Source organism: Actinomadura verrucosospora, from assembly GCF_039540335.1.
Taxonomy (GTDB): Bacteria; Actinomycetota; Actinomycetes; order Streptosporangiales; family Streptosporangiaceae; genus Spirillospora; species Spirillospora verrucosospora.
Window position 1 is genome coordinate 1 of the sequence record NZ_BAABEV010000070.1, and the last position, 26,962, is coordinate 26,962.

29 protein-coding genes are annotated in these 26,962 nt (G+C 69.8%); 6 read left to right on the forward strand and 23 right to left on the reverse strand.

Going from position 1 to position 26,962, the window contains the following annotated elements:
* The 15 genes from rpsC to ABD944_RS40215 form a co-directional block, all read right to left on the reverse strand.
* On the reverse strand, window positions 1–709 hold a 709-nt coding region (rpsC, locus tag ABD944_RS40145), incomplete at its 3' end, for a 30S ribosomal protein S3 (RefSeq protein ID WP_345186953.1).
* Complete coding sequence (rplV, locus tag ABD944_RS40150) at window positions 709–1,092, reverse strand: 50S ribosomal protein L22 (RefSeq protein ID WP_179845945.1); 384 nt, start codon at window positions 1,090–1,092, stop codon at window positions 709–711. The genes rpsC and rplV, both read right to left, overlap by 1 nt.
* A gap of 40 nt (window positions 1,093–1,132) precedes the next feature.
* Window positions 1,133–1,414, reverse strand: a complete 282-nt coding sequence (rpsS, locus tag ABD944_RS40155) for a 30S ribosomal protein S19 (protein ID WP_089314946.1) — start codon at window positions 1,412–1,414, stop codon at window positions 1,133–1,135.
* A gap of 12 nt (window positions 1,415–1,426) precedes the next feature.
* Entirely contained in the window at window positions 1,427–2,260 is an 834-nt protein-coding gene (gene rplB, locus ABD944_RS40160) for a 50S ribosomal protein L2 (RefSeq protein ID WP_089314947.1), read from the reverse strand.
* Between the two features lie 45 nt (window positions 2,261–2,305).
* Window positions 2,306–2,605, reverse strand: a complete 300-nt coding sequence (gene rplW / locus ABD944_RS40165; RefSeq protein WP_173394922.1) for a 50S ribosomal protein L23 — start codon at window positions 2,603–2,605, stop codon at window positions 2,306–2,308.
* A 12-nt stretch (window positions 2,606–2,617) separates the two neighbouring features.
* Window positions 2,618–3,220 (reverse strand): 50S ribosomal protein L4, encoded by a 603-nt coding sequence (gene rplD / locus ABD944_RS40170; protein ID WP_345186960.1) that lies wholly within the window; start codon window positions 3,218–3,220, stop codon window positions 2,618–2,620.
* Window positions 3,217–3,867, reverse strand: coding sequence for a 50S ribosomal protein L3 (gene rplC, locus ABD944_RS40175; protein ID WP_179845942.1), 651 nt, complete (start codon window positions 3,865–3,867; stop codon window positions 3,217–3,219). Before rplC ends, rplD begins: the two co-directional genes overlap by 4 nt.
* Before the next feature lie 15 nt (window positions 3,868–3,882).
* Window positions 3,883–4,191: a 30S ribosomal protein S10 gene (gene rpsJ / locus ABD944_RS40180; RefSeq protein WP_018657599.1), complete on the reverse strand. Its 309-nt coding sequence runs from the start codon at window positions 4,189–4,191 to the stop codon at window positions 3,883–3,885.
* A gap of 108 nt (window positions 4,192–4,299) precedes the next feature.
* Window positions 4,300–5,493: an elongation factor Tu gene (gene tuf / locus ABD944_RS40185; RefSeq protein WP_345186962.1), complete on the reverse strand. Its 1,194-nt coding sequence runs from the start codon at window positions 5,491–5,493 to the stop codon at window positions 4,300–4,302.
* An 82-nt stretch (window positions 5,494–5,575) separates the two neighbouring features.
* The gene (gene fusA, locus ABD944_RS40190; RefSeq protein WP_345186963.1) at window positions 5,576–7,687 is read right to left on the reverse strand and encodes an elongation factor G; all 2,112 of its coding nucleotides are present in this window, start codon (window positions 7,685–7,687) and stop codon (window positions 5,576–5,578) included.
* Between the two features lie 43 nt (window positions 7,688–7,730).
* A complete protein-coding gene (rpsG, locus tag ABD944_RS40195) occupies window positions 7,731–8,201 on the reverse strand; it encodes a 30S ribosomal protein S7 (protein WP_179845939.1) in 471 nt (156 codons plus the stop codon).
* Entirely contained in the window at window positions 8,201–8,575 is a 375-nt protein-coding gene (rpsL, locus tag ABD944_RS40200) for a 30S ribosomal protein S12 (protein WP_021597495.1), read from the reverse strand. The genes rpsG and rpsL overlap by 1 nt, the downstream gene beginning before the upstream one ends.
* 540 nt (window positions 8,576–9,115) lie before the next feature.
* Complete coding sequence (locus ABD944_RS40205) at window positions 9,116–10,639, reverse strand: hypothetical protein (protein ID WP_345186965.1); 1,524 nt, start codon at window positions 10,637–10,639, stop codon at window positions 9,116–9,118.
* A 241-nt stretch (window positions 10,640–10,880) separates the two neighbouring features.
* The gene (locus ABD944_RS40210; protein WP_345186968.1) at window positions 10,881–11,861 is read right to left on the reverse strand and encodes an aldo/keto reductase; all 981 of its coding nucleotides are present in this window, start codon (window positions 11,859–11,861) and stop codon (window positions 10,881–10,883) included.
* A gap of 13 nt (window positions 11,862–11,874) precedes the next feature.
* A complete protein-coding gene (locus ABD944_RS40215; protein ID WP_345186970.1) occupies window positions 11,875–12,696 on the reverse strand; it encodes an EamA family transporter in 822 nt (273 codons plus the stop codon).
* 34 nt (window positions 12,697–12,730) lie between these two features.
* Here ABD944_RS40215 and ABD944_RS40220 point away from each other — a divergent pair, with 34 nt between their 5' ends.
* A complete protein-coding gene (locus ABD944_RS40220) occupies window positions 12,731–13,213 on the forward strand; it encodes an Lrp/AsnC family transcriptional regulator (RefSeq protein ID WP_345186973.1) in 483 nt (160 codons plus the stop codon).
* A gap of 165 nt (window positions 13,214–13,378) precedes the next feature.
* A complete protein-coding gene (locus tag ABD944_RS40225) occupies window positions 13,379–13,636 on the forward strand; it encodes a hypothetical protein (RefSeq protein ID WP_345186975.1) in 258 nt (85 codons plus the stop codon).
* A 219-nt stretch (window positions 13,637–13,855) separates the two neighbouring features.
* Here the strand turns inward: ABD944_RS40225 and ABD944_RS40230 are convergent, their stop codons facing one another.
* Window positions 13,856–14,308, reverse strand: a complete 453-nt coding sequence (locus ABD944_RS40230) for a hypothetical protein (protein ID WP_345186978.1) — start codon at window positions 14,306–14,308, stop codon at window positions 13,856–13,858.
* Window positions 14,309–14,787: 479 nt separating this feature from the next.
* On the opposite strand from ABD944_RS40230, the gene ABD944_RS40235 reads away from it, so the two are divergent.
* A complete protein-coding gene (locus ABD944_RS40235) occupies window positions 14,788–15,351 on the forward strand; it encodes an RNA polymerase sigma factor (RefSeq protein WP_345186980.1) in 564 nt (187 codons plus the stop codon).
* A 2-nt stretch (window positions 15,352–15,353) separates the two neighbouring features.
* Window positions 15,354–16,559 carry a CU044_5270 family protein gene (locus ABD944_RS40240; protein WP_345186983.1) on the forward strand — a complete coding sequence of 402 codons (1,206 nt, stop codon included), beginning with the start codon at window positions 15,354–15,356 and terminating at the stop codon, window positions 16,557–16,559.
* Window positions 16,560–16,619: 60 nt separating this feature from the next.
* On the opposite strand, the gene ABD944_RS40245 is transcribed toward ABD944_RS40240, so the two are convergent.
* From ABD944_RS40245 to ABD944_RS40255, 3 genes are all read right to left on the reverse strand, one after another.
* Complete coding sequence (locus tag ABD944_RS40245) at window positions 16,620–16,868, reverse strand: hypothetical protein (RefSeq protein ID WP_345186986.1); 249 nt, start codon at window positions 16,866–16,868, stop codon at window positions 16,620–16,622.
* Window positions 16,869–16,998: 130 nt separating this feature from the next.
* Entirely contained in the window at window positions 16,999–18,039 is a 1,041-nt protein-coding gene (locus tag ABD944_RS40250; protein WP_345186989.1) for a DNA polymerase IV, read from the reverse strand.
* 37 nt (window positions 18,040–18,076) lie between these two features.
* A complete protein-coding gene (locus ABD944_RS40255; protein ID WP_345186991.1) occupies window positions 18,077–18,979 on the reverse strand; it encodes a phosphotransferase family protein in 903 nt (300 codons plus the stop codon).
* Between the two features lie 147 nt (window positions 18,980–19,126).
* Here ABD944_RS40255 and ABD944_RS40260 point away from each other — a divergent pair, with 147 nt between their 5' ends.
* Window positions 19,127–19,516 (forward strand): hypothetical protein, encoded by a 390-nt coding sequence (locus ABD944_RS40260; protein WP_345186995.1) that lies wholly within the window; start codon window positions 19,127–19,129, stop codon window positions 19,514–19,516.
* A gap of 51 nt (window positions 19,517–19,567) precedes the next feature.
* Here the strand turns inward: ABD944_RS40260 and ABD944_RS40265 are convergent, their stop codons facing one another.
* The gene (locus tag ABD944_RS40265; RefSeq protein WP_345186997.1) at window positions 19,568–19,990 is read right to left on the reverse strand and encodes a MerR family transcriptional regulator; all 423 of its coding nucleotides are present in this window, start codon (window positions 19,988–19,990) and stop codon (window positions 19,568–19,570) included.
* On the opposite strand from ABD944_RS40265, the gene ABD944_RS40270 reads away from it, so the two are divergent.
* Complete coding sequence (locus ABD944_RS40270) at window positions 19,989–20,870, forward strand: NmrA family NAD(P)-binding protein (RefSeq protein ID WP_345187000.1); 882 nt, start codon at window positions 19,989–19,991, stop codon at window positions 20,868–20,870. The two genes, ABD944_RS40265 and ABD944_RS40270, sit on opposite strands and share 2 nt — an antisense overlap.
* Window positions 20,871–21,023: 153 nt before the next feature.
* Here ABD944_RS40270 and ABD944_RS40275 read toward each other — a convergent pair whose 3' ends face one another.
* From ABD944_RS40275 to ABD944_RS40285, 3 genes are all read right to left on the reverse strand, one after another.
* Window positions 21,024–21,941, reverse strand: a complete 918-nt coding sequence (locus ABD944_RS40275) for an NADP-dependent oxidoreductase (protein WP_345187002.1) — start codon at window positions 21,939–21,941, stop codon at window positions 21,024–21,026.
* 532 nt (window positions 21,942–22,473) lie between these two features.
* Window positions 22,474–22,710, reverse strand: coding sequence for a hypothetical protein (locus ABD944_RS40280; RefSeq protein ID WP_345187005.1), 237 nt, complete (start codon window positions 22,708–22,710; stop codon window positions 22,474–22,476).
* A gap of 216 nt (window positions 22,711–22,926) precedes the next feature.
* Window positions 22,927–26,799, reverse strand: a complete 3,873-nt coding sequence (locus tag ABD944_RS40285; protein WP_345187007.1) for a DNA-directed RNA polymerase subunit beta' — start codon at window positions 26,797–26,799, stop codon at window positions 22,927–22,929.
* Window positions 26,800–26,962 lie beyond the last annotated feature (163 nt).

The following is a 26,962-nucleotide window of genomic DNA, read 5'->3' on the forward strand; positions in this document are numbered from 1 at the left end:
GGACGTGAGCACGGCATGGCCGATGTGGGGGTGCGGCCCGCGCGGCGCGTTGCTGCGCGGCCTGCTGCTCGCGCTCGGCGCGCGTCTGCGCGGCCTCGCCCTTGTAGATCCACACCTTGACGCCGATGCGGCCGAACGTCGTCCGGGCCTCGTAGAACCCGTAGTCGATGTCGGCGCGCAGCGTGTGCAGCGGGACCTGGCCCTCGCGGTAGAACTCCGACCGCGACATCTCGGCGCCGCCGAGACGGCCGCCGCACTGGACCTTGATGCCCTTGGCGCCGGACTTCATCGCGGACTGGATCGCCTTGCGCATGGCACGGCGGAACGCGACGCGGCTGGACAGCTGCTCGGCCACGCCCTGCGCGACGAGCTGCGCGTCGATCTCGGGGTTCTTGACCTCGAGGATGTTCAGCCGGACCTGCTTGCCGGTCAGCTTCTCCAGGTCGCCGCGCAGGCGCTCGGCCTCCGCGCCGCGACGGCCGATGACGATGCCCGGCCGGGCGGTGTGGATGTTGACCTCGACACGGTCACGGGTCCGCTCGATCTCCACCTTGGAGATGCCCGCCCGGTCCATGCCCTTCTGCAGCATGCGCCGGATCTGGACGTCTTCCTTGACGTAGTCCTTGTAGAGCTTGTCGGCGAACCACACGGACTTGTGGTCGGTGGTGATGCCGAGCCGGAACCCGTGCGGGTTGATCTTCTGACCCACTACCGGGCCCTCCTCGTCTTCTTACCGCCGCCGGACGCGGCCACAGCGTCGTCTCGCGACTCCACGACCACGGTGATGTGGCTCGTGCGCTTGTTGATGCGGTAAGCCCGGCCCTGGGCGCGGGGGCGGAAACGCTTCAGCGTCGGCCCCTCGTCCACCCACGCGCGACTGACGACGAGCGTCCCCGAGTCGAGCTTGAAGTTGTGCTCGGCGTTGGCGATGGCACTCGCCAGCACCTTGCCCACCGGCTCACTCGCAGCCTGGGGGGCGAACCGCAGCACCGCCTGAGCCTCCGCGGCAGGCAGGCCGCGGATGAGGTCCACCACGCGGCGGGCCTTCCTGGGCGTGACGCGGATGAACCGCGCCTGGGCCCTGGCTTCCATCGCTGTTCCCTCTCTCCTACGTGCTAACTGCTCTGCCTGCTCAGCCTCGGCGGCTGCGGCGGTCTTCCTTGACGTGGCTGCGGAACGTCCGCGTCGGCGCGAACTCGCCGAGCTTGTGTCCCACCATCGAGTCGGTGATGAACACCGGGACGTGCTTGCGGCCGTCGTGCACGGCGATCGTGTGACCGATCATGTCCGGCACGATCATGGAGCGCCGCGACCACGTCTTGATGACGTTCTTGGTGCCCTTCTCGTTCTGCACGTCCACCTTCTTGATGAGGTGGTCGTCCACGAACGGGCCCTTCTTCAGGCTACGTGGCATAGCGAGCGACTCCTACCGCTTCTTCTTGCTGCGACGACGGACGATCAGCCGGTCGCTCGACTTGTTCGCCTGGCGAGTGCGGCCTTCCTTCTTGCCGGCCGGGTTGACCGGGTGCCGGCCACCGGAGGTCTTGCCCTCACCACCACCGTGCGGGTGGTCGATCGGGTTCATGGCCACGCCGCGGACGGTCGGGCGCTTGCCCTTCCACCGCATGCGGCCGGCCTTGCCCCAGTTGATGTTCGACTGCTCGGCGTTGCCGACCTCGCCGACCGTGGCGCGGCAGCGCACGTCCACCATCCGCATCTCGCCGGAGGGCATACGCAGCGTGGCGTACTTGCCCTCCTTGGCCAGCAGCTGGACGCCGGCGCCCGCGCTGCGGGCGATCTTGGCGCCGCCGCCGGGGCGCAGCTCGATGGCGTGCACGACCGTACCGGTCGGGATGTTGCGCAGCGGAAGGCAGTTGCCCGGCTTGATGTCCGCGCCCGGCCCGTTCTCCACCCGGTCGCCCTGGCGCAGACCGCGCGGGGCGAGGATGTAGCGCTTCTCGCCGTCCGCGTAGTGCAGCAGCGCGATCCGCGCGGTGCGGTTCGGGTCGTACTCGATGTGCGCGACCTTGGCCGGGACGCCGTCCTTGTCGTGCCGGCGGAAGTCGATCACGCGGTACGCGCGCTTGTGCCCGCCGCCCTGGTGCCGGGTCGTGATGCGGCCGTGGTTGTTGCGGCCGCCCTTCTTGGGGAGCGGACGCAGCAGCGACTTCTCGGGCTCGCGGCGCGTGACCTCGACGAAGTCGGCCACGCTGGACCCGCGACGACCCGGAGTCGTCGGCTTGTAATTACGGATGCCCATCTTTTTCGTTCATCCCTTGTCTGTCTTCGGGACGACCTGGCCTGTCTAGGCCGGGCCGCCGAAGATGTCGATCCGCTCGCCCTCGGCCAGGCTGACGATGGCGCGCTTGGTGTCCTTGCGCTTGCCGTAGCCGAACCGGGTGCGCTTGCGCTTGCCCTGCCGGTTGATCGTGTTCACGCTCGTCACCTTGACGCCGAACACCGACTCGACCGCCTGCTTGATCTGGGTCTTGTTGGCGTCCGGGCGGACGACGAACGTGTACTTGTTCTCGTCCAGCAGCCCGTAGCTCTTCTCCGAGACGACCGGCGCGATGATGATGTCGCGGGGGTCAGCGATCTTGTTCATGTGCGACCCTCCTCACTTCTTCTTCGCGCGCGAGACGAACTCGTCGTACGCCGTCTTCGTGAAGACGACGTCGTCGTTCACCAGCACGTCGTACGTGTTGAGCTGGTCGGAGACGATCACGTGCACGCTCGGCTCGTTGCGCAGGCTCTTCCAGGTCACGTCGTCCTCGCGGTCCAGGACCAGCAGGACGCGCTTGGCCGCGGTGACGTCGCGCAGCGCCTTCAGCGCCGTCTTCGTCTTCGGGGTGTCGCCCTCGATGAGGCCGTCGACCACGTGCACCCGGCCGAACCGGGCGCGGTCGGACAGGGCGCCGCGCAGCGCGGCGGCCTTCATCTTCTTGGGCGTCCGCTGCGAGTAGTCCCGCGGCTGCGGCCCGTGGACGACGCCGCCGCCGGCGAACTGGGGCGCGCGGGTCGAGCCCTGACGGGCGCGGCCGGTGCCCTTCTGCCGGTACGGCTTCTTGCCACCGCCGGAGACCTCGCCCCGGGTCTTGGTGGCGTGCGTGCCCTGGCGCGCCGCGGCCAGCTGCGCCACCACGACCTGGTGGATCAGCGGCACGCTGGTCTTCGCGTCGAAGACCTCGGCGGGCAGTTCGATGTCGAGCTTCGAAGTCACTTGCCCGCTCCCTTCACTGCGTCGCGGACCAGCACCACGCCGCCGTTGGGACCGGGAACCGCGCCCTTGATGAGCAGCAGGTTCTTCTCCGCGTCGATGGCGTGGACGGTCAGGTTCTGCACGGTGGTACGGGCGTTGCCGTGCCGTCCCGCCATGCGGAGGCCCTTGAAGACGCGACCCGGGGTCGCGCAGCCGCCGATCGAACCCGGCGAGCGGTGCTTGCGCTGGGTGCCGTGCGAGGCGCCGAGGCCCTTGAAGCCGTGGCGCTTCATGACACCGGCGGTGCCCTTGCCCTTGCTCGTCCCGGTAACGTCGATCTTCTGGCCGGCCTCGAAGACGCTGGCGGTGATCTCCTGGCCGAGTTCGAACTCGGTGGTGTCGTCGGCCCGCAGTTCGACGAGGTAGCGGCGCGGCGTGACGCCGGCCTTCTCGAAGTGACCCGTGCTCGGCTTGTTCACCTTGCGCGGGTCGATCTGCCCGAACCCGATCTGAACGGCGGTGTAGCCGTCCTTCTCCTGGCTCTTGAGCTGGGTGACGACACACGGCCCGGCCTGGACGACGGTCACCGGAACGATCCGGCCCTCATCGTCGAAGACCTGGGTCATGCCGAGCTTCTCGCCCAGGACGCCCTTCCTCTGCGTACTCATCTCTCGGTGCGTCCCTTAGAGCTTGATCTCGATGTCAACGCCGGCCGGAAGGTCGAGTCGCATCAGCGAGTCGACCGTCTTGGGCGTCGGGTCGATGATGTCGATCAACCGCTTGTGCGTGCGCATCTCGAAGTGCTCGCGGCTGTCCTTGTACTTGTGCGGCGAGCGGATGACGCAGTACACGTTCTTCTCGGTCGGCAGCGGCACCGGGCCCGCGACCTTGGCGCCCGTCCGCGTCACCGTCTCAACGATCTTCTTCGCGGAGGTGTCGATGACCTCGTGGTCGTAGGCCTTGAGCCGGATGCGGATCTTCTGTCCCGCCATGGTGGCCTCGGTGTCCTTTGCTGTAGTGCCGCTGTTTACTTCAGTGGTCGTGACACGGCGGCCCGGTTGGGGTTGCCCGACGACCGGGCCGCCGTGTGACGAGAGGTGCTACTTGATGACCTTGGTGACGCGACCGGCGCCGACCGTCCGGCCACCCTCGCGGATGGCGAACTTCAGGCCCTCCTCCATGGCGACGGGCTGGATCAGCTCGACGCGCATCTCGGTGTTGTCGCCCGGCATGACCATCTCGGTGCCCTCGGGGAGGTTCACCACGCCGGTGACGTCCGTGGTCCGGAAGTAGAACTGCGGGCGGTAGTTGTTGAAGAACGGCGTGTGCCGGCCGCCCTCGTCCTTGGACAGGATGTAGACCTGCGCCTCGAACTCGGTGTGCGGGGTGTTCGTGCCCGGCTTGATGACACACTGGCCGCGCTCGACGTCCTCGCGCTTGATGCCGCGCAGGAGCAGGCCGACGTTGTCGCCCGCCTGGCCCTGGTCGAGCAGCTTGCGGAACATCTCGACGCCGGTGACGGTGGTCGAGGTGGACTCCGGCTTGATGCCGATGATGTCGACGGTCTCGTTGACGTTCACGACACCGCGCTCGATGCGGCCGGTCACGACGGTGCCGCGGCCGGTGATCGAGAAGACGTCCTCGATCGGCATCAGGAACGGCTTCTCGGTGTCACGCACCGGCTCCGGCACGTTCTCGTCGACGGCGTCCATCAGCTCGACGATCGACGCGGACCACTTCTCGTCGCCCTGCAGCGCCTGGAAGGCGGAGACGCGCACGACCGGGACGTCGTCGCCCGGGAACTCGTACTCCGACAGCAGCTCGCGGACCTCGAGCTCGACGAGCTCCAGGATCTCCTCGTCGTCCACCATGTCGCACTTGTTCAGGGCGACGACGATGTAGGGGACGCCGACCTGGCGGGCCAGGAGCACGTGCTCCTTGGTCTGCGGCATCGGGCCGTCGGTGGCGGCGACCACCAGGATGGCGCCGTCCATCTGCGCCGCACCGGTGATCATGTTCTTGATGTAGTCGGCGTGCCCCGGGCAGTCCACGTGCGCGTAGTGCCGGGCCTCGGTCTGGTACTCGACGTGCGCGATCGAGATCGTGATGCCGCGCTCGCGCTCCTCCGGCGCCTTGTCGATGTCCTCGAACGGCGTGAAGGGGTTGAGGTCCGGGTACTTGTCGTGGAGCACCTTGGTGATCGCCGCGGTAAGGGTGGTCTTACCGTGGTCGATGTGTCCAATGGTGCCGATGTTCACGTGCGGCTTCGTCCGCTCGAACTTGGCCTTCGCCACTGGTTGCTCCTTGTTGCGATCCTCGGCCGCCTAGACGACCGCTTCGTTTACGTCTTGGTGATCTGTGGGCAGGCCCGGGTGCTTACTCGCCCCGCGCCTTGGCGATGATCTCCTGCGCGACGTTCCCGGGAACCTCGGCGTAGGAGTCGAACTGCATGGTGAAGACAGCCCGGCCCTGGGTCTTGCTGCGCAGATCACCCACGTAGCCGAACATCTCGGACAGAGGCACGAGCGCCTTGATGACGCGCATGCCATGCCGCTCGTCCATGGACTGGACCTGACCGCGACGGCTGTTGAGGTCGCCGATCACGTCGCCCATGTTGTCCTCGGGCGTGGTGACCTCGACGGACATCATCGGCTCCAGCAGCGTGGGGGACGCCTTGCGGGCGGCCTCCTTGAACGCCATGGAACCGGCGACCTTGAACGCCATCTCCGACGAGTCGACCTCGTGGTAGGCGCCGTCCTGCAGGGTGACCTTGACGCCCACCATCGGGTAGCCGGCGAGGACCCCGAACTCCGCGGCCTCCTGGCAGCCCGTGTCGACCGAGGGGATGTACTCCCGCGGGATGCGGCCGCCGGTGACCTTGTTCTCGAACTCGTAGCCGTCCGACCCGCCGCCGAGCGGCTCCAGGTCGATGATCACGCGGCCGAACTGGCCCGAGCCACCCGTCTGCTTCTTGTGGGTGTACTCGACCTTCTCGACCTTGCGAGTGATCGTCTCGCGGTAGGCGACCTGCGGCTTGCCGACGTTGGCGTCGACCTTGAACTCCCGCTTCATCCGGTCGACGAGGATCTCCAGGTGGAGCTCGCCCATGCCCGAGATGACGGTCTGGCCGGTGTCCTCCTCCGTGCGGACCTGGAAGGAGGGGTCCTCCTCGGCCAGCCGCTGGATGGCGGTGCCCAGCTTCTGCTGGTCGGCCTTGGTCTTCGGCTCGATCGCGACGTGGATCACCGGCGCCGGGAAGTTCATCGACTCCAGCACGATCGGGTTCTTGTCGTCGCACAGCGTCTCACCGGTGGTGGTCTGCTTGAGACCCATCACCGCGACGATGTCGCCGGCGCCCGCGCGCTCGATCTCGGTGCGCTTGTTGGCGTGCATCCGGTAGATCTTGCCGATGCGCTCCTTGCGCTCCTTGACGGAGTTCATCACGTTCGCGCCGGACTCCAGGACACCGGAGTAGACGCGCACGAAGGTGAGCTTGCCCAGGTGCGGGTCGCTCGCGATCTTGAACGCGAGCGCGGAGAACGGCTCGTCCTCGCTCGGCTTGCGGATGAGGACCTTCTCCTCGTCGCGGACGGCGTGGCCCTCGATGGCCTCCACGTCCAGCGGCGACGGCAGGTAGCGGACGATCGCGTCCAGCAGCGGCTGCACGCCCTTGTTCTTGAAGGCCGTGCCGCAGGTCACCGGGGTGAGCTTCGCGGCGATCGTCGCGCGCCGGATGCCGTCGTGCAGCTGCTCCACGGTGGGCTCGTTGCCCTCCAGGTACAGCTCCATGATCTCGTCGTCGTTCTCCGCGAGGGTCTCGACGAGCTTGTCGTGCCACTCGCGGGCCGTCTCGGCGTGCGACTCGGGGATGTCGAGGGTGTCGTACATCTCGCCGAGCTTGGCCTCCTCGTTCCACAGGAGGGCCTTCATCCGGACGAGGTCGATGACGCCCTTGAAGTCGGCCTCGGCGCCGATCGGGAGCTGCAGCACCAGCGGCGTCGCGTTGAGCCGGTTCTCGATCATGTCGACGCAGCGGTGGAACTCCGCGCCGACCCGGTCGAGCTTGTTGACGAAGCACATGCGCGGCACGCCGTACCGGTCGGCCTGGCGCCACACCGTCTCGGACTGGGGCTCCACACCGGCGACCCCGTCGAACACCGCCACCGCACCGTCGAGCACCCGCAGGTTGCGCTCCACCTCGATGGTGAAGTCGACGTGGCCGGGGGTGTCGATGATGTTGATCGTGTGCTTGACGTCGTCGACGGGCCACTCGCAGGTGGTGGCGGCGGAGGTGATGGTGATCCCCCGCTCCTGCTCCTGTTCCATCCAGTCCATGGTGGCGGCGCCGTCGTGCACTTCACCGATCTTGTAGCTCATCCCCGTGTAGTAGAGGATGCGCTCGGTCGTGGTGGTCTTGCCCGCGTCGATATGGGCCATGATCCCGATGTTGCGGACCTTGGCCAGGTCTACACCGGTTTTGGTAGCCACTGCCGTCCTCGCGTCGTCTCTCGTCGTTGCAGATCCGCCGGGATTACCAGCGGTAGTGGGCGAAGGCCTTGTTGGACTCCGCCATCTTGTGCGTGTCCTCGCGCTTCTTGACAGACGCGCCGAGGCCGTTGCTCGCGTCGAGCAGCTCGTTCATCAGCCGCTCCATCATGGTCTTCTCACGCCGCTGCCGGGCGTAGAGCACCAGCCAGCGCAGCGCGAGGGTGGTGCTGCGCGCCGGCCGGACCTCGACGGGGACCTGGTAGGTCGCGCCACCGACGCGGCGGCTGCGCACCTCCAGAGTGGGCTTGACGTTGTCGAGCGCGCGCTTGAGCGTGACGACCGGGTCGTTGCCGGTCTTCTCGCGGGCGCCCTCCAGGGCGTCGTACACGATGCTCTGCGCGATGGAGCGCTTGCCGTCCAGCAGAACCTTGTTGATGAGCGCGGTGACCAGCGGCGAGTTGTACACCGGGTCAGCGATCAGCTGGCGCTTGCCAGCGGGGCCCTTGCGCGGCATCAGCTCTTCTCCTTCTTCGCGCCGTAGTGGCTGCGCCCTTGCTTGCGGTTCCGGACGCCCTGGGTGTCGAGGGAACCGCGGATGATCTTGTACCGAACGCCGGGGAGGTCCTTCACACGGCCGCCGCGCACGAGCACGATCGAGTGCTCCTGCAGGTTGTGGCCGACGCCGGGGATGTAGGCCGTGACCTCGATCCCGCTGGTCAGCCGGACACGGGCGACCTTCCGGAGCGCGGAGTTCGGCTTCTTTGGCGTCGTGGTGTAGACGCGCGTGCAGACGCCCCGGCGCTGGGGGCTGCCCTTGAGCGCGGGCGTCTTGTTCTTGGTCACCTTGTCCTGGCGGCCCTTGCGGACCAGCTGCTGGATCGTGGGCACCGCGTCTCCGTCTTCCTCGTACCGAGCCGGTAAGTCCTATTGCTGCAATCACCACCTCAGGTGAGGCTGTGACCTGCCGGTTTCCCGACCTCTCCGACCCACGCGGTCGGGCGTGTCGCCGCCCCACGGAAATTCAACCGCGCGAAACCGACACAGACCGCCCGGCCCTAACTGGGCCGAATCAAGCCGGGGAGTAGATGCGGCGCGCTGGGGCCGGCCAACCGGCCTCGCCGACACGCACGCATAGCGGCCCGCACACAGCGGGCACAAGTGAAGAGGTTACCGACCGCTCCGCCAAAGTGCAAAGCGAGGAGAAGAGCCGTGCTCGTCGCGGCGCCGCATCGCTTCGTCTCGCCTGGCGGCGCGCCGCGCGTTCAGGTTCTCGCCTCGCTCGAACCTGGCGTCGCACGGGATCGCGGGGCCCGGGTCGTCGACGGCCGGGGCGCCTCTGCTGCATTGTGACCCACGTTCCCACTTTTGGGGAAGTCGTGGAGCAGCTTTTGCGTCCCCGGCCGTCTCTCGTTCTGGGAGTTTCGCGTCCTACAGGACGAAGGCGACCACCAGCACGACGATGATCACCACGGCCGCGACGGCGCCGCCGACCATCAGGAGCGTGTTCTTGCTGCCCTTGCTCTCTTCGCCGCCGTAGGTGGACGGCTGGCCGTACTGCCCCTGCTGACCGTACTGCTGGGGCTGACCGTGCTGGCCTTGCTGACCGTACTGCTGCTGACCGAACTGCTGGCCCTGCTGCTGGCCCTGCTCGCCGCCGGGCTGGCCGAACTGCTGCTGACCATAGCCCTGCTGTTCGCCATAGCCCTGCTGCTGGCCGTACTGCTGCTGCCCGTATTGCTGGCCCTGCTGCTGGCCCTGCTCGCCGTACTGCTGCTGACCGTAGCCCTGCTGCTCGCCGCCCTGGCCGTAGCCCTGCTGCTGCTGGCCGTAGCCCGGCTGCTGCGCCTGCTGCTGGCCCCACTGCTGCTGGCCCATGTCAAGCCGGGTGTGCTCGGCCATGCCGGGCGACTCGGCGGCGTGGCGCCCCTGGGAGGCGGCGGACGGGTCGAACGCCTCGGTCGGGCGCGCGTCCTCCACGTTGCCCTCGCCGGGCGGACGGTACAGGTCGTCCACCGAGGGACCGGTCTGCTGCGCCCCGGCGCCGTAGCCGGACTCAGGCGGCGGAACCATCATCGTCCGCTCGTGGTCGGCCTGCCCCTGCTGCCCGCCGGGCTGGGACGACTCCGGCGACCACGGCTCGGGCGTGGACGGAGGCGTCGGGGCCTGCCACGGCTCGGCCGGGGGCTCCTGCCTGCGCTCGGGGCCGGTGGCGACGGGGATGTCGGTGCCGGGCGACCAGTGCAGCGTCGCCTGGTCGTCGACCACCGGGCGCTGCGGCTGCTGCGGCTGCTCGGGCGCACCGCCGGCCGAACCCGGGACGATCAGCGTCCGCTCTCCCCCGCCGTCCTGCGGCTGCGCGGGCCGCGGCGGCTGCTCGCCGTACTGGGGCTGGCCGTACTGCGGCTGCTGGTCCTGGGGCGCGCCGTGCATCGGCTGCTGCGGGTACCCGGACTGCTGCTGCGGAGGCTGCGGAGGCTGCTGCCCGTACGGCTGCTCGGGCTGCTGCCCCCACGGGGACTGTTCCGGCTGCTGCCCGTACTGCTGCGGCTGCTCGTACTGCTGCGGCTGCCCGTACTGGGGCTGCTGCTCCTGCGGGGGCGGGTATCCGCCCGGCCCAGGAGGCGTGCCGTAGGGCATCTGCGGCTGCTGCCCGTACTGGGGCTGCTGCTCCTGCGGTGCGCCGTAGGGAGGCGGGGGCGGGGGCTGCTCGCCGAACTGCTGCATCGGCTGTTCGACCATCGTGGGGGGCGGCGGGGCGGGCGCCTGCCGCTCCTCATCGCGAGGCTGCGCCGGCTGTGCCGGGGGCCGGCCGCCCAACTGCGGAGCACCGAACACCACGGTGCGGTCACCCAGCGGCCGGGCGGGGGGCTCCTGGCCCTCCGGCGGCCTGGGGTGTCCCTCGTCCTCAGGCATCGGCCGCTGCGGACCCTGCGTGCCGTCGTTCTCGGTCATCGTCGGGCTCCTTCAGCGCCGTCGTCCCGGGGCTCCTCAGCTCCCGGAAGTCCGGAGACGCGCGGCGCATAACGCGGCCTCCGAACCTTGTCACCCATGTCCCCACCTGGCGGGCTTGCCATGCGTGGGCGTTCTCGCCACCAGCCTGCCCCGATCGCCGGTGGTATCGCAAATCACCACCCCTGATAGACGCGGGACGCCTCCGGAGCGTTCCGCCCGGAGGCGACCTCCGCCGTGAACGTCAGGAATGCCCGATAACGCGATGGGGCCGGTACGGGGCCTGCATCCGGTCGATCTCCGCGTCCTCCAGCCGCAGGTCCGCCGCGGCGATCGCGTCGTCCATGTGCGTGAGCTTCGTCGCTCCCACGATCGGCGCGGTCACCCCCGGCTTGGCGAGCAGCCACGCGAGCGCCGCCTGCGCCGCCGGGACGCCCCGCTCCGCCGCGACCCCGCGCACGGCGTCCACGACGTCGAAGTCCGATTCCTCGTACAGGCTGTCGCCGTAGGAGTCGTTCTGGGACCGGACGGTCTTGCGCTCGCCGCCCCTCTCCCGGTTGCCCGCGAGCATCCCCCGCGCGAGCGGGCTCCACGGGATGACGCCCACCCCTTGGTCGAGACAGAGCGGAATCATCTCCCGCTCCTCTTCTCTGTAGACAAGGTTGTAGTGGTTCTGCATGGCCACGAATTTCGTCCAGCCGTGTTTGTCGGCGACGTGCTGCGCCTTGGCGAACTGCCAGGCGAACATGCTGGACGCCCCGATGTAGCGGGCCTTGCCCGACTTCACGACGTCGTGCAGTGCCTCCATGGTCTCCTCGATGGGCGTCCCGTAATCCCAGCGGTGGATCTGGTACAGGTCGACATAGTCGGTGCCGAGACGCGTGAGGGACGCGTCGATGCTCGCCATGACGTGCTTGCGCGACAGTCCCCGGTCGTTCGGGCCGTCTCCCATGGGGAGGCACACCTTGGTCGCCAGCACGTAGTCGTCCCTGCGAGGGAAGAACTTCGGCAGAAGCCGTCCGGTCACCTGCTCACTGACACCCATCGAGTACACGTCGGCGGTGTCGAAGAACGTGACGCCGCCGTCCACGGCCCGCCGGACGATCGGCTCCGCCGCGTCCTCGTCCAGGGCCCACGGCCGCACCGCCGGGTCGCCGTAGCTCATCATGCCGAGGCAGATCCGCGAGACCTTCATCCCGGTCTTCCCGAGCCGCACCTGTTCCATGACCTGTCTCCTCTCAACGTTCTCCACGGTGCCCCGCCACCCCAAGGATCACCAACCCGACTCCGGCGATCTCCGCCGGTCCGGGGACCTGCCGCAGCACCACGAGCCCGGTCACGGTCGCGGTCGCGGGGAGCAGCGACACCATCAGCGCGTAGGTGGCGCGGCCGAGACGCGCCATCGCGAGTTGGTCGCACACGTACGGGATGACGGACGAGGAGACCCCGACGCCGATCCCCGCGGCGAGCGCGACGGGATCGCCCAGCACCGGCACGGCCTGCACACCGCCGATGGGAAGGACGACCACGCTCGCGGCCACCATCGCCATCGCCAACCCGTCGATGCCCCCGGCGTCGGACCGCGCGGCCTTGTGGGCGACGACGATGTACACAGCGAACAGTGCGGCGTTGGCGAACGCGAAGACGAACCCGAGCGGCTCTCCTTCGATCCGGACCTCCGTCAGGACGTACACGCCTCCGACGGCCGCGCCGAGCGCGACGACGTTGCGCCCTGTCCTCACCCCTAGAGCGGCCAGGAGGATGACGGGCAGGAACTCGATCGCCGCCACCGTCGCCAGGGGCAATCGTGCGATCGCCAAATAGAAGGACGCGTTCATCGCCGCGAGCACAACGCCCCACAGCAGGACCGTCCGCCGGCTCCTGCCTTTGGACGTCCGCCATAGCCTGCGCCAGATTACGAAGACGGCGGCGGCGCTCCAGATTCGTATCCCTGCCACGCCCAGGGGCCCGACACGGGGGAACAGCAGCACGGCGAACGACGGCCCCAGGTAGTGGAAGACCGCACTCCCGACAAAGTACGACCAGGGCGGAAACGGCATGGTCGTATCGTCGGGCTGTCCGTACGTTGGGGGAATGGCGAACCGAAGGGGCCGACCGGGTCGCGCCTACGAACCCAAGCCGTTCGATCCGACCGACCTACAGATCCTCACCGAGCTGCAAAGGGACGGCCGAGCGTCCATCGCCGAGCTGGGCCGCCGCGTCGGGCTGTCCGCCCCGGCCGTCGCCGAGCGCGTCCAGCGCCTGGAGGACACCGGCGTCATCACCGGCTACCACGCCACCGTCGATCCGGTCATGCTCGGCTTCCCGATCGCGGTCCTGGTCCGGGTGAGCCCGAGCCCGCGCGAGCTGAGCCGCATCCCCAAGATCGCCGACGAGGTCCCGCAGATCGTCGAGTGCCACCGCATCACGGGCGACGACTGCTTCTACTTCATCGCGCACCTGCGCGCCGTCGAGGAGCCGGAACCGATCCTCGACCGCTTCACCCCGTACGCGAAGACCACGACGTCGATCCTCCAGTCGTCCCCGGTCCCCCGCCGCCCGCTGCCCCTCGCCTGACGCCCGCTAGGGATCCCCTGCCAGAGGCAGTGGGCGGGTCCCCGAGCGCGGTGAGGGACGCGGCTCATAAAATCCCCGGGCCTCCGCATCACATCCGCGGAGGGCCGCCGTCGCAGCGACCAGGTCGCCGCGACACCTCGCAACGAAGAGAAGGGACACGGCAAGATGGAATTCCAGCGCTTGTCACAGGCAGCCGCCCTTGAGGTGGTGGCCGGTACCGATATCGACCCGTCCGAAGCGGCCCAGGCGATCAGCCGGGTCGACCAGTACGGCCGCGACGCCGTCATCAGCGCGATGGCGGCGGGCGCCACTGGTGACGAGGCCGTCAACGCTCTGGAACGGGGAGTCGACATGGGTCGGTACACCCAGCAGGTCGGGTACGGGCGTCCGCACGAGGAGGCCATCCTCCGGAGCCTTACCTGATCCGGAGGAGGCCGAGAAGATGACGACCGCAGGAGCGATCGTCGTGAGTTCCGCCTTCTGAGAACTCGGCAACCCTTCATCCCTGCCGGCCTCCGTACACATTGTGCGGGGGCCGGACTGCCCACCGGGGCAGAATGGCCCCTCGCGCACGCGAGGGGCCACCTGGTATGGGGCCGTCACCGGAGTGATGGCGGCCTGGTGTGGATCACAGCGCGGACGTCACGCCGTCGGCCACTTGCCCGACTGCTTGACGGTCACACCCTCCACCTTGTACTTCTTGTGGTCCTCCGCGTCCGGCACCACCACCACCTTGTACTCCGCGTTCTGCGGCGTGATGTTGGCCTCCGAACCGAAGAACCCGGTCGCGAAGCGCTTGATCTCGGACTCGACCTCGGCGATGTTGCCGCCGCGGACGGACGGAAGGTCGACCTGGCGTTCGACGGTGTTCCGCCGGTTGGGCCAGTCACGCCGGACGGTCACTCCCTCGACCGCGTACAGCTTCGAGTGGCTGAACCCCTCGTTCGTCAGCTTCGCGTGGTACCGGTCGGGGAACGCCAGCTCGGCGTCCGGGCCGAAGAACTCACGCGCCAGTCGTTCGATCTCCGCTTCGATCTCGGCGGCGTTGTCGCCGGTCACGCGGGGGATCTGAAGGGCGGGTTGCGGGTAGCTCATGAGAGCTCCTATGGGAAGGGGCGACGCGCCCGTAGAGACGGCGCCGCCCGATTTCGTTTGCTTCTCGCAGTGGGAACAGTCCTCACGCACTCCGTCCCGGCAAGCCGGAGTACCTGTCTCATCGTTCGGCGTGGTGCGCCGTAACGCCGCCATCGATCCGGGTCATCGACTTCGGCGTCGCGCGTGCCGCGGACGCGAGCACCTTCACCCGGTACGGCGTGCTGGTCGGCGCCCGGTCAGTCCGAAGGTCCACTAGCGGACGTCCACGTGGGTTCGGGGTTCCGCCTGCTCAGCGCAGATTCCTCGCAGCTCGCCTACATCCGGTTGACGGCTAAGCCGTCTTCGGACGCGCTGCCCTGGTCCGCGGCCGGGTGGCAGGCGGAAAAGCAAATAGGCGCAACCGGGGGGCGGGGTTCGGGATAGAGGGTGTGTCAGCACTCCCCCCGGACACGGAGACCGCACTCCATGAAGAGACGCCTATGGCCATGGTGAGCCATGCCAGGGACGAGCTGGACGATTCGCGGATCGTCGCCGCCTCCCTGGAGGACCCCGAAGCGTTCGGCGAGCTGTTCCGCCGCCACTCGCCGCGGCTCCACGCCTACGTCAGGCGGCGCCTCGGCGGGTCCCTCGCCGACGACGTGGTGGCGGAGGCCTTCGCGACCGCGTTCCGGCGGCGCGACAGGTACGACGGGCGCGCGGAGTTCGGCGCCTGGTTGTGGGGCATCGCGAGCAACCTGATCGCCAAGCACCACCGCCACGAGACCCGCATGTACCGGGCGTTCGCCCGGACCGGCGCCGACCCCGCGGAGGACGGCGTCGCCGACAGGGCGAGCGAGCGCGCCTCCGCGGCGGCGTGCGGCCCCGGCCTGGCGCGGGCGCTGGCGTCGCTGGGCGCGCAGGACCGCAACGCCGTCCTGCTGCTGGCGTGGGGCGAGATGTCCTACGCCGAGATCGCGGTGACGCTCGGCCTGCCGGTCGGCACCGTCAAGGCCAAGATCCACCGAAGCCGGGCCAAGCTGCGCAAGGCCCTCTCCGAGGAGTGACCATGGATGAAATCGACGCCCTGCGGCAGATGCGGACGGGGCTCGCCGTGGAGGAGGCCCCGGAGCTGCTCGCCCGGCGCATCGACTGGCGGGCCGGCGGAGCGCCTTCCCGGCCTCGGCGCCGTCTCCGGATCCAGCTGGTGAGCGTGGCGGCGACGGCCGCCGTGGCCGCCGGGACGGTCGCCGCCGTCGTCTTCACGGGGGACGGCGGCCCGGACGGCGCCCCCCGCGTGGAGAGCACCGTCCCCCTGAGGGGCAATGTGCTGCTGGTCGCCGCCACCAACGCGTTGAAGGCGCCCACCGGCAGGTACTGGCACACCAGAACCGTCATGGGGGACATCTACGCGGTCGGCAAGAGCGCCGCGGACCACTACAAGGTGGACTCCAGGCAGGGGAACGAGGCCTGGTTCGGCCCGGACGGCAAGGGGCGCAGCACCCACATCGAGTTCGCCGACGTCCCGGTCACCGCCCAGGACAAGCGGAAGTGGGAGGCGGCGGGGTCTCTCAAGATGGTCCCCGTCCCGGACCCGGAAGGCACGGGGCAGACCGTGTTCCTCGACATGGCGTCCGCGGGAGGGCCGCCGAACTGGATGCCGGCCGACGACGACTTCGACGGCATGACCATGAAGCAGCTCACCGAGCTGCCCACGGAGCCGGAGGCGCTGAAGGAGGCCCTGCTCGGGCTCAGGGGGCACTGGCACGCCGTTTCCAAGAACGGCGAGAAGGCGGAGCCGATCCGCGCCTTGCGGGGGCAGGAGCGTGTGCGGGCTCTGAGCGACGTCGCCGGGGACCTGCTGTCCACCGCGCCGGCGCCGCCCAAGGTACGCGCGGCGGTCTTCCGGATGCTCGCCGACCTGCCCGGCGTCAGGCCCGAGGGCCGGACGACCGACCCGCTCGGCCGCACCGGAACGGTGGTGTCGCTGCCGCTGACGACCACCGCGCCGCTCGGCCTGTTCACCGCCCCCAAGCAGCTCGGCACCTACCGGCGCCAGTTCATCGTCGACCCCGCCACCGGTTCCCTTCTGGCCATCCGCGACCTCGTGGCGAAGCCGCCCCACGGCAGCCGGCCGCTGCCGCCGGGTGACGACGGCCGGCCGCGCGCGCTGGAGGCGAAGGACATGCCCGACCGGTTCCACAAGCCCGGCGAGGTCGCCGCCTACCGGGCCTTCGAAGTCGCCGGATGGACCGACGCGCGTCCCCCGCGCTGACCCGGCCTGACGCCAAGGGGCCCGCTCCGTCCGGAGCGGGCCCCTTTCGCGGGTGGCGCCCTACGCGAAGGCGGAGCACTCCACGGTGGCGCGGCGTTCGGTCATGCCCTGCTGGACCGACGAGGTCACGCACGCGCGCTGCTTGTCGTTCAGCTTGGGCTGGCCGCACTCCTTGACGCTGGAGTAGGTGCGGCAGTCCTGGCGCGTGTTCTGGCCCCCCGGATCGGACGCCTGGGCGGCGGCCGCGCCGCCCACTCCCCCGATCCCGACCACAGCGGCGATCAGTGCCCCGGTCATGACCCTCTTCATGTGCTCTCTCCCCCGTCGCGTACGTCGAGCAACGACCGCCTTCATCCCCACCGCCAAAAACCCCAAAACCCGCCAAAGGGTCAAGAAAACGAGGTCCACGTTCCCGCCATCCTCCGGGCAACTTCCCAGGTCATCGGGTGAACTCGGCGCGGACGCCCAGCAGCCGCACGGGACGCCGCCCGGTGAACCGGTCGAGCGCGGCGAGGGCGGCCTCCCGGATCCGGTCCGGCTCGCCCGACGGCGCCTCCAGCGTCCGGCCGTGGGTGCGGGTGGTGAACGGCACGTACCGGACCTTGACGACGACGCGGGCGACGTCCCTCCCGTCCGCGGCCACGTCTCCCGCGACCCTCCGCGCGAGCCGGACGACCTCGCGCCGCACGTCCTCCCAGTCGTCCAGATCGCGCTGGAAGGTGGTCTCGCGGCCGCACGAGCGCGGGACGTACGGGGCGTCGCTCACCGGGGAGCCGTCCCGCCCCCGGGCGAGCCGCACCAGCCACGGCCCGGTCGCGGGACCGACCTCCCTGGCCAGGGCATCGGGATCCGCGGCCGCGAGATCGCCCACCGTGGCGATGCCGAGCCCCTTCAACCGCTTGGCCGTCTTGGCCCCGATGCCCCACAGCGCGTCGGTCGGCCGGTCACCGAGCACCTCGAACCAGGTCTCCCCGGTGAGCCGGAAGACTCCGGCGGGTTTGCCGAAGCCGGTCGCCAGCTTCGCCTGGAGCTTGTTCTCCCCGATGCCCACGGTGGATTCGAGCCCCGTCGCCGTCCGCACCCGGTCGCGGATCTCCCGGGCCAGGGCCTCCGGGTCGTCGCCGTCGAGGGCCAGGAACGCCTCGTCCCACCCCAGCACCTCCACCACGACGCCGAGGCCGCGCAGCGTGGCCATGACCTGGGCCGAGACGGACTCGTAGAGCTCCCTGTCGACGGGCAGGAACACGGCGTCCGGGCATCGCCGCACCGCCGTGCGCAGGGGCAGTCCGGAATGGACGCCGTACTCGCGCGCCTCGTATGAGGCCGTGCTGACCACGCCGCGCTTGGCCGGATCGCCGTCCCCTCCGACGACGACCGGCCGCCCGCGGAGCTCCGGGTGCCGGAGCACCTCGACGGCGGCGATGAACTGGTCCAAGTCCACATGCAGGACCCACCGACCCACACCCCCATTGTCCCGCACCGGACCGAAGGCGCTCCTTCGGCCGGGCGTCGCGCTCCTAGCCGCCTTCCGCGGGGAAGAGCCATTCCAGTGCGGCGAGGGACTTGTCGAGGTATTCGCGGTGCCCGGTCTGGAGCCCGTAGGCCATGTCCTCCAGCACGCCGCACCTGGCGTAGAAGCCCGCGCGCGCCGTGATGTCTTCGACGTCGGCCCGGTATCCGCTCAGGGCCCGGTCAAGGGCCTCGGGTCCGAGGTCTCGGTAGAGCAGGCCGAAGTCGCGGGCCGGATCGGTGATCGCGGCGTCGCTCCAGTCGATGACCCCGGTCACGGTCCACGCGTCCGGGTCGACGAGGACGTGTTCGATCCCCAGGTCGTTGTGGGAGAACACCAGCTCACGCGGGGCGGCCGGAGGCGGCGCGCCGAGAAACGCCTCCACGGCGGGACGGTGCGCGGGCGGCACCACCACTTGGGAGATCGAGGCGTAGATCTGCGCGGACTCCTCCGCCCACACCGCCATCGGCGCGTCGTCGGTCTCCACCAGGCCCGCCATCTCGGCGACCGGAACCGCGTGCAGCGCGCCGAGGAACTCCCCGAGCGCGACGGCGACGGAGCCGCCGTGGCCCGATCGCCGCGCCGGATCGGCATCGATCAGGGGGAGACCGGGGAGCTTGAAGTAGGCCAGGCAGCCCTGCTCGGCGACGGTGAAGCTCGGCTCGGGCACCGGTACGGGCGACACGTCCGCGACGGCGGCGAGCAAGCGGGCCTCGTCGCGGACCACCGCGGCCCGGCTCGCGGGGTCGGGCTCCTTGCTGAAACGGACGATCAGCTCGTCGTTGACCTGGAAGGCGATGTTGTCCTCGCCCTCTCCCAGCAGCACCACGGAGTGGATGTCGTAGCCGGGCATCTGCGCCGCCACCACGTCCCGGACCTCCGCGGCCCGGCCGCTCCCCTGCGTCACCATGCGCCTACGCCCGCCCCGCCCTCGATCCTCGTCACCCTTCGACGCTATCGCCTGAGATCAGCCACCAGACGAAACACCGGCCGTTTCGCCGACGGTTTCCGGCCGGGTCCGGGATCCTTTGATCGAACGACTTACGGAGGCGGCCGCATGAGCACACCGCACCATCCCGCCGGCGGCGCCCGGCCCTGGCCCACCGACAAACTGAACGCGCTGCGCCTCGGCCGGCGGCTGGTCACCGAGGTTCCCGTCACCCGAACCGGTCGGCGGGCCTTCGTCGACATCACCCCGCTCAGCACCCCGGCAGACGCCCAAGCCCGGCGAGAAGGCTGGAGACAAGCCGCCCACGGCCGCACCTTCCGGTTGCAGCACTGGGACTATGACGCCGAGCGCATCGCCGGCTTCGACTACGACATCGGAGCCGTTCTGGTCAAAGCCACGACGGTTGCCGGTGAGGACGAGCTGACCGCGACGCTCGAAGCGTGGCAACTGCACCCTGACCAGTTCCTGTATCCCTGGGAGACCGACGACCCGAGGTAGCCGCAGGGCGTCGCGCGTTCGACGGGCCGGCTGTTGCGGGCCGACGCAGATTCATGCTTCGCGGACGAAAGTGGCGCAGTCCGGGCAGTCGTCGAGGTAGCGGTGCCGGCACTCGACGGTGTGCCGCAGAAAGGTGATCGCCTGCTGTCGGTGGGCGACCTCGCTCTCGAGTGCGCCGATCTTCGCCTTCACGACCGCCTGTGCCGCCGACCGCGTCGGCGCCATCGCGGCGGTGACCTCGGGCAGTGAGAGCCCGACCCGCCGCAGTTTCAGCACCGTGCGCGCCTGCTCCAGAGCACTGTCGTCGTAGACGCGGTAGCCGTTGCCGTCGCGACGCACGGTGAGCGCTCCGGCGTCTTCCCAGTGCCGCAGCACGTGGGCCTCGACCCCGAGTTCGGCAGCCGCTTCTCCGATCTTCATCACCACGCGCGCCCTTGCCTTCATGTCGACCTGAACCCCTAGCGTCTCGATCATGCCTGACAGCACGCCTAAAGCGGACCCCCGTTCCCCTTCATCGATCCTGGTCACCGGCGCGGCCGGCAATCTCGGCCGGGAGGTCGTCACCCGTCTCCAGGCACATGGCGGGCATGTCCGGAGCCTTGTGCGCCGTCCGATCCCTCCGCGTGCCGGAGTGGAGTCCGTGGTCGGCGACCTCACGGATCCCGCCGTTGTCCGCGAGGCGCTCGTGGGCGTCGACGCCGTCTTCCTCATCTGGCCGCTGCTCGATCCCGCCCCCGCCCACGACCTGGTCGCGGAGCTCACTGCGGCAGGACCCCGTGTCGTCTACCTGTCCACGACCGCCATAGACGACGGACCCGCTCGCCAGAGTGATCCCATCGCCCAGGTGCACATGGACCTGGAAGGCCTGCTCCACGAAGCCGGCCTGCACCCGGTGGTGCTGCGCAGCGACACGCTGGCCTCCAACACACGTGGCTGGGCGCCGCAGTTGCGGGCGGGCGACGTGGTCTCAGGCCTGGACATCGCGCGCACAGCCGTCGTGGACGAGCGCGACGTCGCTGATGCGGCCGCAACCGTACTGCTCGCGCATCACGACCGGCTGGACCAGGCGTTGCACGTGCTGACCGGCCCCGAGGTCCTCAGCCGCGCCGACCAGGTCGCTCACCTCGGTGCTGCTCTCGGACGGCCGCTGCGCTTCCAGGCGCTGCCCGCCGATCTGGCGCGATCGAAAATGCTCGCGGACGGTCGTCCCGAGCCGCTGGTCGACGCGCTGATCGCTGCCTCGGTGCGGCGGCCTGAGTCGAACCGCGTCACCGATCACGTCGAGCGCCTGACCGGCCGGCCGGGGGGCGCCTTCGCGAAGTGGGCGCTGGACCACGTCGCCGACTTCGGGTGATTGGCCGCTCCGATCAGACTTCCCAGAGGGCGAGGACGGCGGTGACGTGGTCGACGGCTTCCCGGCAGAGCCGTGGCATGCACTCCCGGAGCGGCTCGACGATCGCATCGGGAACGGTCCCGGTCCACGGCCGGACGGGCGTCTCTCCGCCGGTCAGGGGCGGAGGACGATCTTGCCGTGCGTGTGGCGCCGTTCCAGTTCGCGGAAGGCGTCCCGCACCTGGGCCAGCGGGTAGACGTTGGCGATCGTCACTTCCAGCTCTCCCCGTGCGGCGAGGCGGGCCAGCTCGCCGAGGACGGCCGCGCACGCCGCCGTGCTCTCTCCGGCGGTCTGCGCGCCGACCCTGGCCGCGGTCCCCCAGTCGCGGATCGTGTTGATCCGCTCGGGCCGCACGCCCAGCTCCACCGCCAGGTCGACGTAGCCGGTGCCGAACGTGTCGATGAACGCGTCGACCGTCCCGCCGGAGGCCTGCTCGATCCGCTCGGCCACGCCGTCCCCGTACTCGACCGGGATGACGCCGTGCTCCTTCAGCCAGGCGTGGTTCGGCTCGCTCGCCAGCCCGATCACCGTGGCGCCGCGCCGCCGCGCGAGCTGCACGGCGAGGGACCCGACGCCGCCCGCCGCGCCGGAGACCACGACCGTGTCGGACGGTCCGGGGTCGACCGCGAACACGCAGGCGTACGCGGTCGCGCCCGCCACCTGCAACGATCCGGCCACCTCCCAGGACAGCCCCGCCGGGCGCGGCGTCAGCCGGACGTCGTCGACCGCGACGAACTCCGCGTGGCTCGCCCTGTCGTGGGTGAAGCCGAGGACCTCGTCGCCCACCGCGAACCCGCGCACCTCCGGCCCGAGCTCCACGATGACACCGGCCAGGTCGGTGCCCTGCCCGGAGGGGAACGTCGCGGGCCAGCGCGCGTGCAGCCCGCCCTCCCGGATATGCGTCTCGCCGGGCTGGATCCCCGCCGCGCGGACCTCCACCAGCACCTGCCCGGGACCGGGCACCGGACGCTCCACATCCTCCACCCGCAGGACGTCGATCCCGCCGTACTCGTGGAACCGCACCGCCTTCATCGCGTGATCACCGCTCTTCCTCGTCCGTCGCGGCCTTCGCTGGCCGCGCTTCCGAGCCTGCCCGGTTTCCCGCGGCGGAGGAACGGACCGTTCTCCCTAGGATCGGCGGTCCGAGGATGCCCGGGACGCACCGCGGCGGACCAGCCGATTCTCCGCGGCGGTCGTCGCGCTGGTCGTGGCGGCCGGCCGGTCGGCGTGACTCCTGCGCCGTCCGGCCTCGGCGCCTCTCCCTGTGGCCGCGACGGCCGCCTGGACGGCGGCGGGCGCCTCTCCCCTGCTCGTCCTCGTGGCGCTGGTCGGGCCGGGACGGCTGCGTCCGCTGCTGACCTGGGTCCCCGACGCCCTCCATCGCCCCCTGCGCCGCCGCGGCGGCCGGGGCCGCACTGCCGGTCCTCCGCCTCGTCCTCGCCGTCCGCGCACGCCGCAGGAGCCCGTAACGGAGCGGCCAACGCGATGGGAAAAGGGCAAGACCCCGTCACAGTAGAAGCGGGCCCGGCATCGCCGGACCCGCTTCACGTCAACGGTGATCAGCTCACCGCTGCTGCTCCTGGGCGTGTTGCCTCCGCGCCTCCGTGCGCAGGTCGTTCGCGACGGCGTCGACGGAGGTGCCCGGGCTGACCGAGACGATCAGCTCCCTGGAGTGGATGCCCTCGACGACCTCGCCGCTGACCTCCAGGTCCACTGTCCGGCCGGTGGCGACGGCCGTCTCCAGCGCCTCGTAAGCGGCGGCCCGGGGGTCGCTGCTCTGGGACGTTACGCGTTCGCGCATTACGTCTCCTTCTGGGGTGTTTCAATTGGCTCCCGCAAGCGGGACTTCACACGGGAGACCGTCCCAGGGGAGGTGGCCGACGCCAGTCGGCGCGGGGCCACTGCCAGCAAGGACTGCCTGGATGCGGAAGTCACCCCGGCGGAAACGGGCGAGGCCCCTTCCGGAGATTCCGGAAGGGGCCTCGCCTTTGCGCTGCTTCGGTGCGCGTCAGCCGCCTCAGCGGTTGTACTGACCGAAGTCGTACTCCTCCAGCGGGACGGCCTCGCCGGAGCCCTGCCCGAAGGCGTACTCGGCGCCGTCGTCGTAGGAGCCGACGGAGTACACCGCCGCCTTCGCCTCCTCGGTCGGCTCGACCCGGACGTTGCGGTACTGCGGCATGCCGGTACCGGCCGGGATGAGCTTGCCGATGATGACGTTCTCCTTGAGGCCGAGCAGCGGGTCGCTCTTGGCGTGCATCGCGGCCTCGGTGAGCACCCGGGTCGTCTCCTGGAAGGACGCCGCCGACAGCCACGACTCGGTCGCGAGCGAGGCCTTGGTGATGCCCATCAGGACGGGGCGGCCGGCGGCGGGGACCCCGCCCTCGGCCACGACGTTCCGGTTCGTCTCCTCGAAGATCGGCCGCTCGACCAGGTCACCCGGGAGCAGGTCGGTGTCGCCCGACTCCAGGATGTTCACCCGCTTCAGCATCTGGCGGACGATGATCTCGATGTGCTTGTCGTGGATCGACACGCCCTGCGACCGGTACACCTCCTGCACCTCCTGGACGAGGTGGAGCTGCACGGCGCGGGGACCGAGGATGCGCAGCACCTCGTGCGGGTTGATCGCACCCGCGATGAGCTGCTGGCCGACGCCCACGGCCTCGCCCTCCTTGACCAGGAGGCGGGACCGCATCGGCACCGGGTAGGCGATCTCGTCGGAGCCGTCGTCCGGGACGATGACGACCTTGCGGGCCTTCTCCGTCTCGTCGATCTTGACGCGGCCGGCGACCTCGCTGATCGGGGCCACACCCTTGGGGATGCGGGCCTCGAACAGCTCCTGGACACGCGGCAGGCCGTGCGTGATGTCGCCGCCCGCCACACCGCCGGTGTGGAAGGTGCGCATCGTCAGCTGCGTGCCGGGCTCGCCGATGGACTGCGCGGCGATGATGCCGACGGCCTCGCCGACGTCCACGCGCTTGCCGGTGGCCAGCGAGCGGCCGTAGCAGGCGGCGCAGACACCGATCTTGGCCTCGCAGACCAGGGCGCTGCGGGTGCGGACCTTCTCCACACCCGCCTCGACCAGGCGCGTCACGACCGCGTCGGACAGGTCGGTGTCGGCGGGGAAGATGACCGTCCCGTCGACGACGACGTCCTCGGCGATGGTGCGGCCGACCAGGCTCGTCTCCGAGGTGGCGAGCTTGACCAGGGTGCCGTCCTGCAGCCGGTCGGCGACCTCGAAGGGGATCGTGCGGTCGGTGCCGCAGTCCTCCTCGCGGACGATGACGTCCTGCGCGACGTCCACCAGGCGCCGGGTCAGGTAACCCGAGTCGGCGGTGCGCAGCGCGGTGTCGGCCAGGCCCTTGCGGGCGCCGTGCGTCGAGATGAAGTACTCGACGACCGACAGGCCCTCGCGGAAGGACGACTTGATCGGACGCGGGATGGTCTCGCCCTTGGGGTTGGAGACCAGGCCGCGCATACCGGCGATCTGGCGGAGCTGCAGCGGGTTGCCTCGGGCGCCCGACTGGATCATCATCCAGATCGGGTTGGCCTTCGGGAACGCCTTCTCCATGTCCACCGCGACGTCCGCGGTGGCCTTGTTCCAGATCTCGATGAGCTCCTGCTTGCGCTCGTCGTCGGTGATCAGGCCGCGGTTGAACTCCCGCTGCACCTTCTCGGCGCGCGCCTCGTAGCCGCCCAGGATCTCCGCCTTGTTGGGCGGCGTGATGACGTCGTCGATCGCGATCGTGACGCCGGACCTGGTCGCCCAGTGGAACCCGGTGCTCTTCAGCGCGTCCAGCGCGTTGGCGACGGCCACCTTCGGGTAGGTCTCCGCCAGCTCGTTGACGATCGCCGAGAGCTGCTTCTTGCCGATCTCGTCGTCCACGAACGGGAAGTCGTCCGGCAGCGTCTCGTTGAACATCGCGCGGCCGAGCGTCGTCTCCAGCCGGTAGGGCCGGCCGGGCTCGTAGCCCTCGGGCGCCTTCCAGCCGCGCGGCGGCGGGACGTCCTTGAGCCGGATCTGGATCCGGGCCTGCAGGTCCAGCTCGTGCCGGTCGTAGGCCATGATGGCCTCGCCGATCGAGCCGAACGCGCGACCCTCGCCGACCGCGCCGTCCTTCTGCGTCGTCAGCCAGTACAGGCCGATGACCATGTCCTGGGTGGGCATGGTGACGGGCTTGCCGTCCGACGGCTTCAGGATGTTGTTGGTCGACAGCATCAGGATCCGCGCCTCGGCCTGCGCCTCGGCGGACAGCGGCAGGTGCACCGCCATCTGGTCGCCGTCGAAGTCCGCGTTGAACGCGGTGCAGACCAGCGGGTGGATCTGGATGGCCTTGCCCTCGACCAGCTGCGGCTCGAACGCCTGGATGCCGAGCCGGTGCAGGGTCGGCGCCCGGTTCAGCAGCACCGGGTGCTCGGTGATGACCTCTTCCAGCACGTCCCACACGACCGGGCGGGCCCGCTCGACCATCCGCTTGGCGGACTTGATGTTCTGCGCGTGGTTGAGGTCGACCAGCCGCTTCATGACGAACGGCTTGAACAGCTCCAGCGCCATCTGCTTGGGCAGGCCGCACTGGTGCAGCTTCAGCTGCGGGCCGACGACGATGACCGAACGGCCGGAGTAGTCGACGCGCTTGCCCAGCAGGTTCTGCCGGAACCGGCCCTGCTTGCCCTTGAGCATGTCGGACAGCGACTTCAGCGGACGGTTGCCCGGCCCGGTGACCGGGCGGCCGCGGCGGCCGTTGTCGAACAGCGCGTCGACGGCCTCCTGCAGCATCCGCTTCTCGTTGTTGACGATGATCTCGGGAGCGCCGAGGTCGAGCAGGCGCTTGAGCCGGTTGTTGCGGTTGATCACCCGGCGGTACAGGTCGTTCAGGTCGGACGTGGCGAACCGGCCGCCGTCCAGCTGGACCATGGGACGCAGGTCCGGCGGGATGACCGGGATGCAGTCCAGCACCATGCCGAGCGGGCTGTTGCGGGTGTTGAGGAACGCCGAGACGACCTTCAGCCGCTTGAGGGCGCGGGCCTTCTTCTGGCCCTTGCCGGTGCGGATGATGTCGCGCAGCTTCTCGGCCTCGGCGTCGAGGTCGAAGTTCTGCAGCCGCGCCTGGATGGCCGCGGCGCCCATGCCGCCCTCGAAGTACTTGCCGAAGCGGTCGCGCATCTCGCGGTAGAGCAGCTCGTCGCCCTCCAGGTCCTGGACCTTGAGGTTCTTGAAGCGGCTCCAGACCTCGTCGAGGCGGTCGAGTTCGCGCTGCGCGCGGTCGCGCAGCTGCTTCATCTCCCGCTCGGCGCCGTCGCGCACCTTGCGCTTCTGGTCGGCCTTCGCGCCGGCCTCCTCCAGCTCCGCCAGGTCGCCCTCCAGCTTCTGCTGGCGGGCCTCGACCTGCGCGTCGCGGGCCTGCTCGATCTGCTGGCGCTCCACGGAGATGTGGGCCTCCAGCGTCGGCAGGTCGCGGTCGCGCCGCTCGGCGTCCACGCTGGTGATCATGTAGGCCGCGAAGTAGATGATCTTTTCGAGATCCTTCGGAGCCAGGTCCAGCAGGTAGCCGAGCCGGGACGGGACGCCCTTGAAGTACCAGATGTGCGTGACGGGCGCGGCCAGCTCGATGTGGCCCATCCGCTCACGGCGCACCTTGGCGCGAGTCACCTCGACGCCGCAGCGCTCACAGATGATGCCCTTGAACCGGACGCGCTTGTACTTGCCGCAGTAGCACTCCCAGTCGCGGGTAGGACCGAAGATCTTCTCGCAGAAGAGCCCGTCCTTCTCCGGCTTGAGGGTCCGGTAGTTGATCGTCTCCGGCTTCTTCACCTCGCCGTGCGACCACTGGCGGATGTCGTCGGCGGTCGCCAGACCGATGCGAAGCTCGTCGAAGAAGTTGACGTCAAGCAACTGTTTTCCCCTTGAGTTCTCAGACCTCGTCGACGCTCATCGCGCCCTCGTTCGGACGGCGGGAGAGGTCGATGCCGAGCTCCTCCGCGGCGCGGAAGACGTCCTCGTCGGTGTCGCGCATCTCGATGGACATGCCGTCGCTGGAGAGCACCTCGACGTTGAG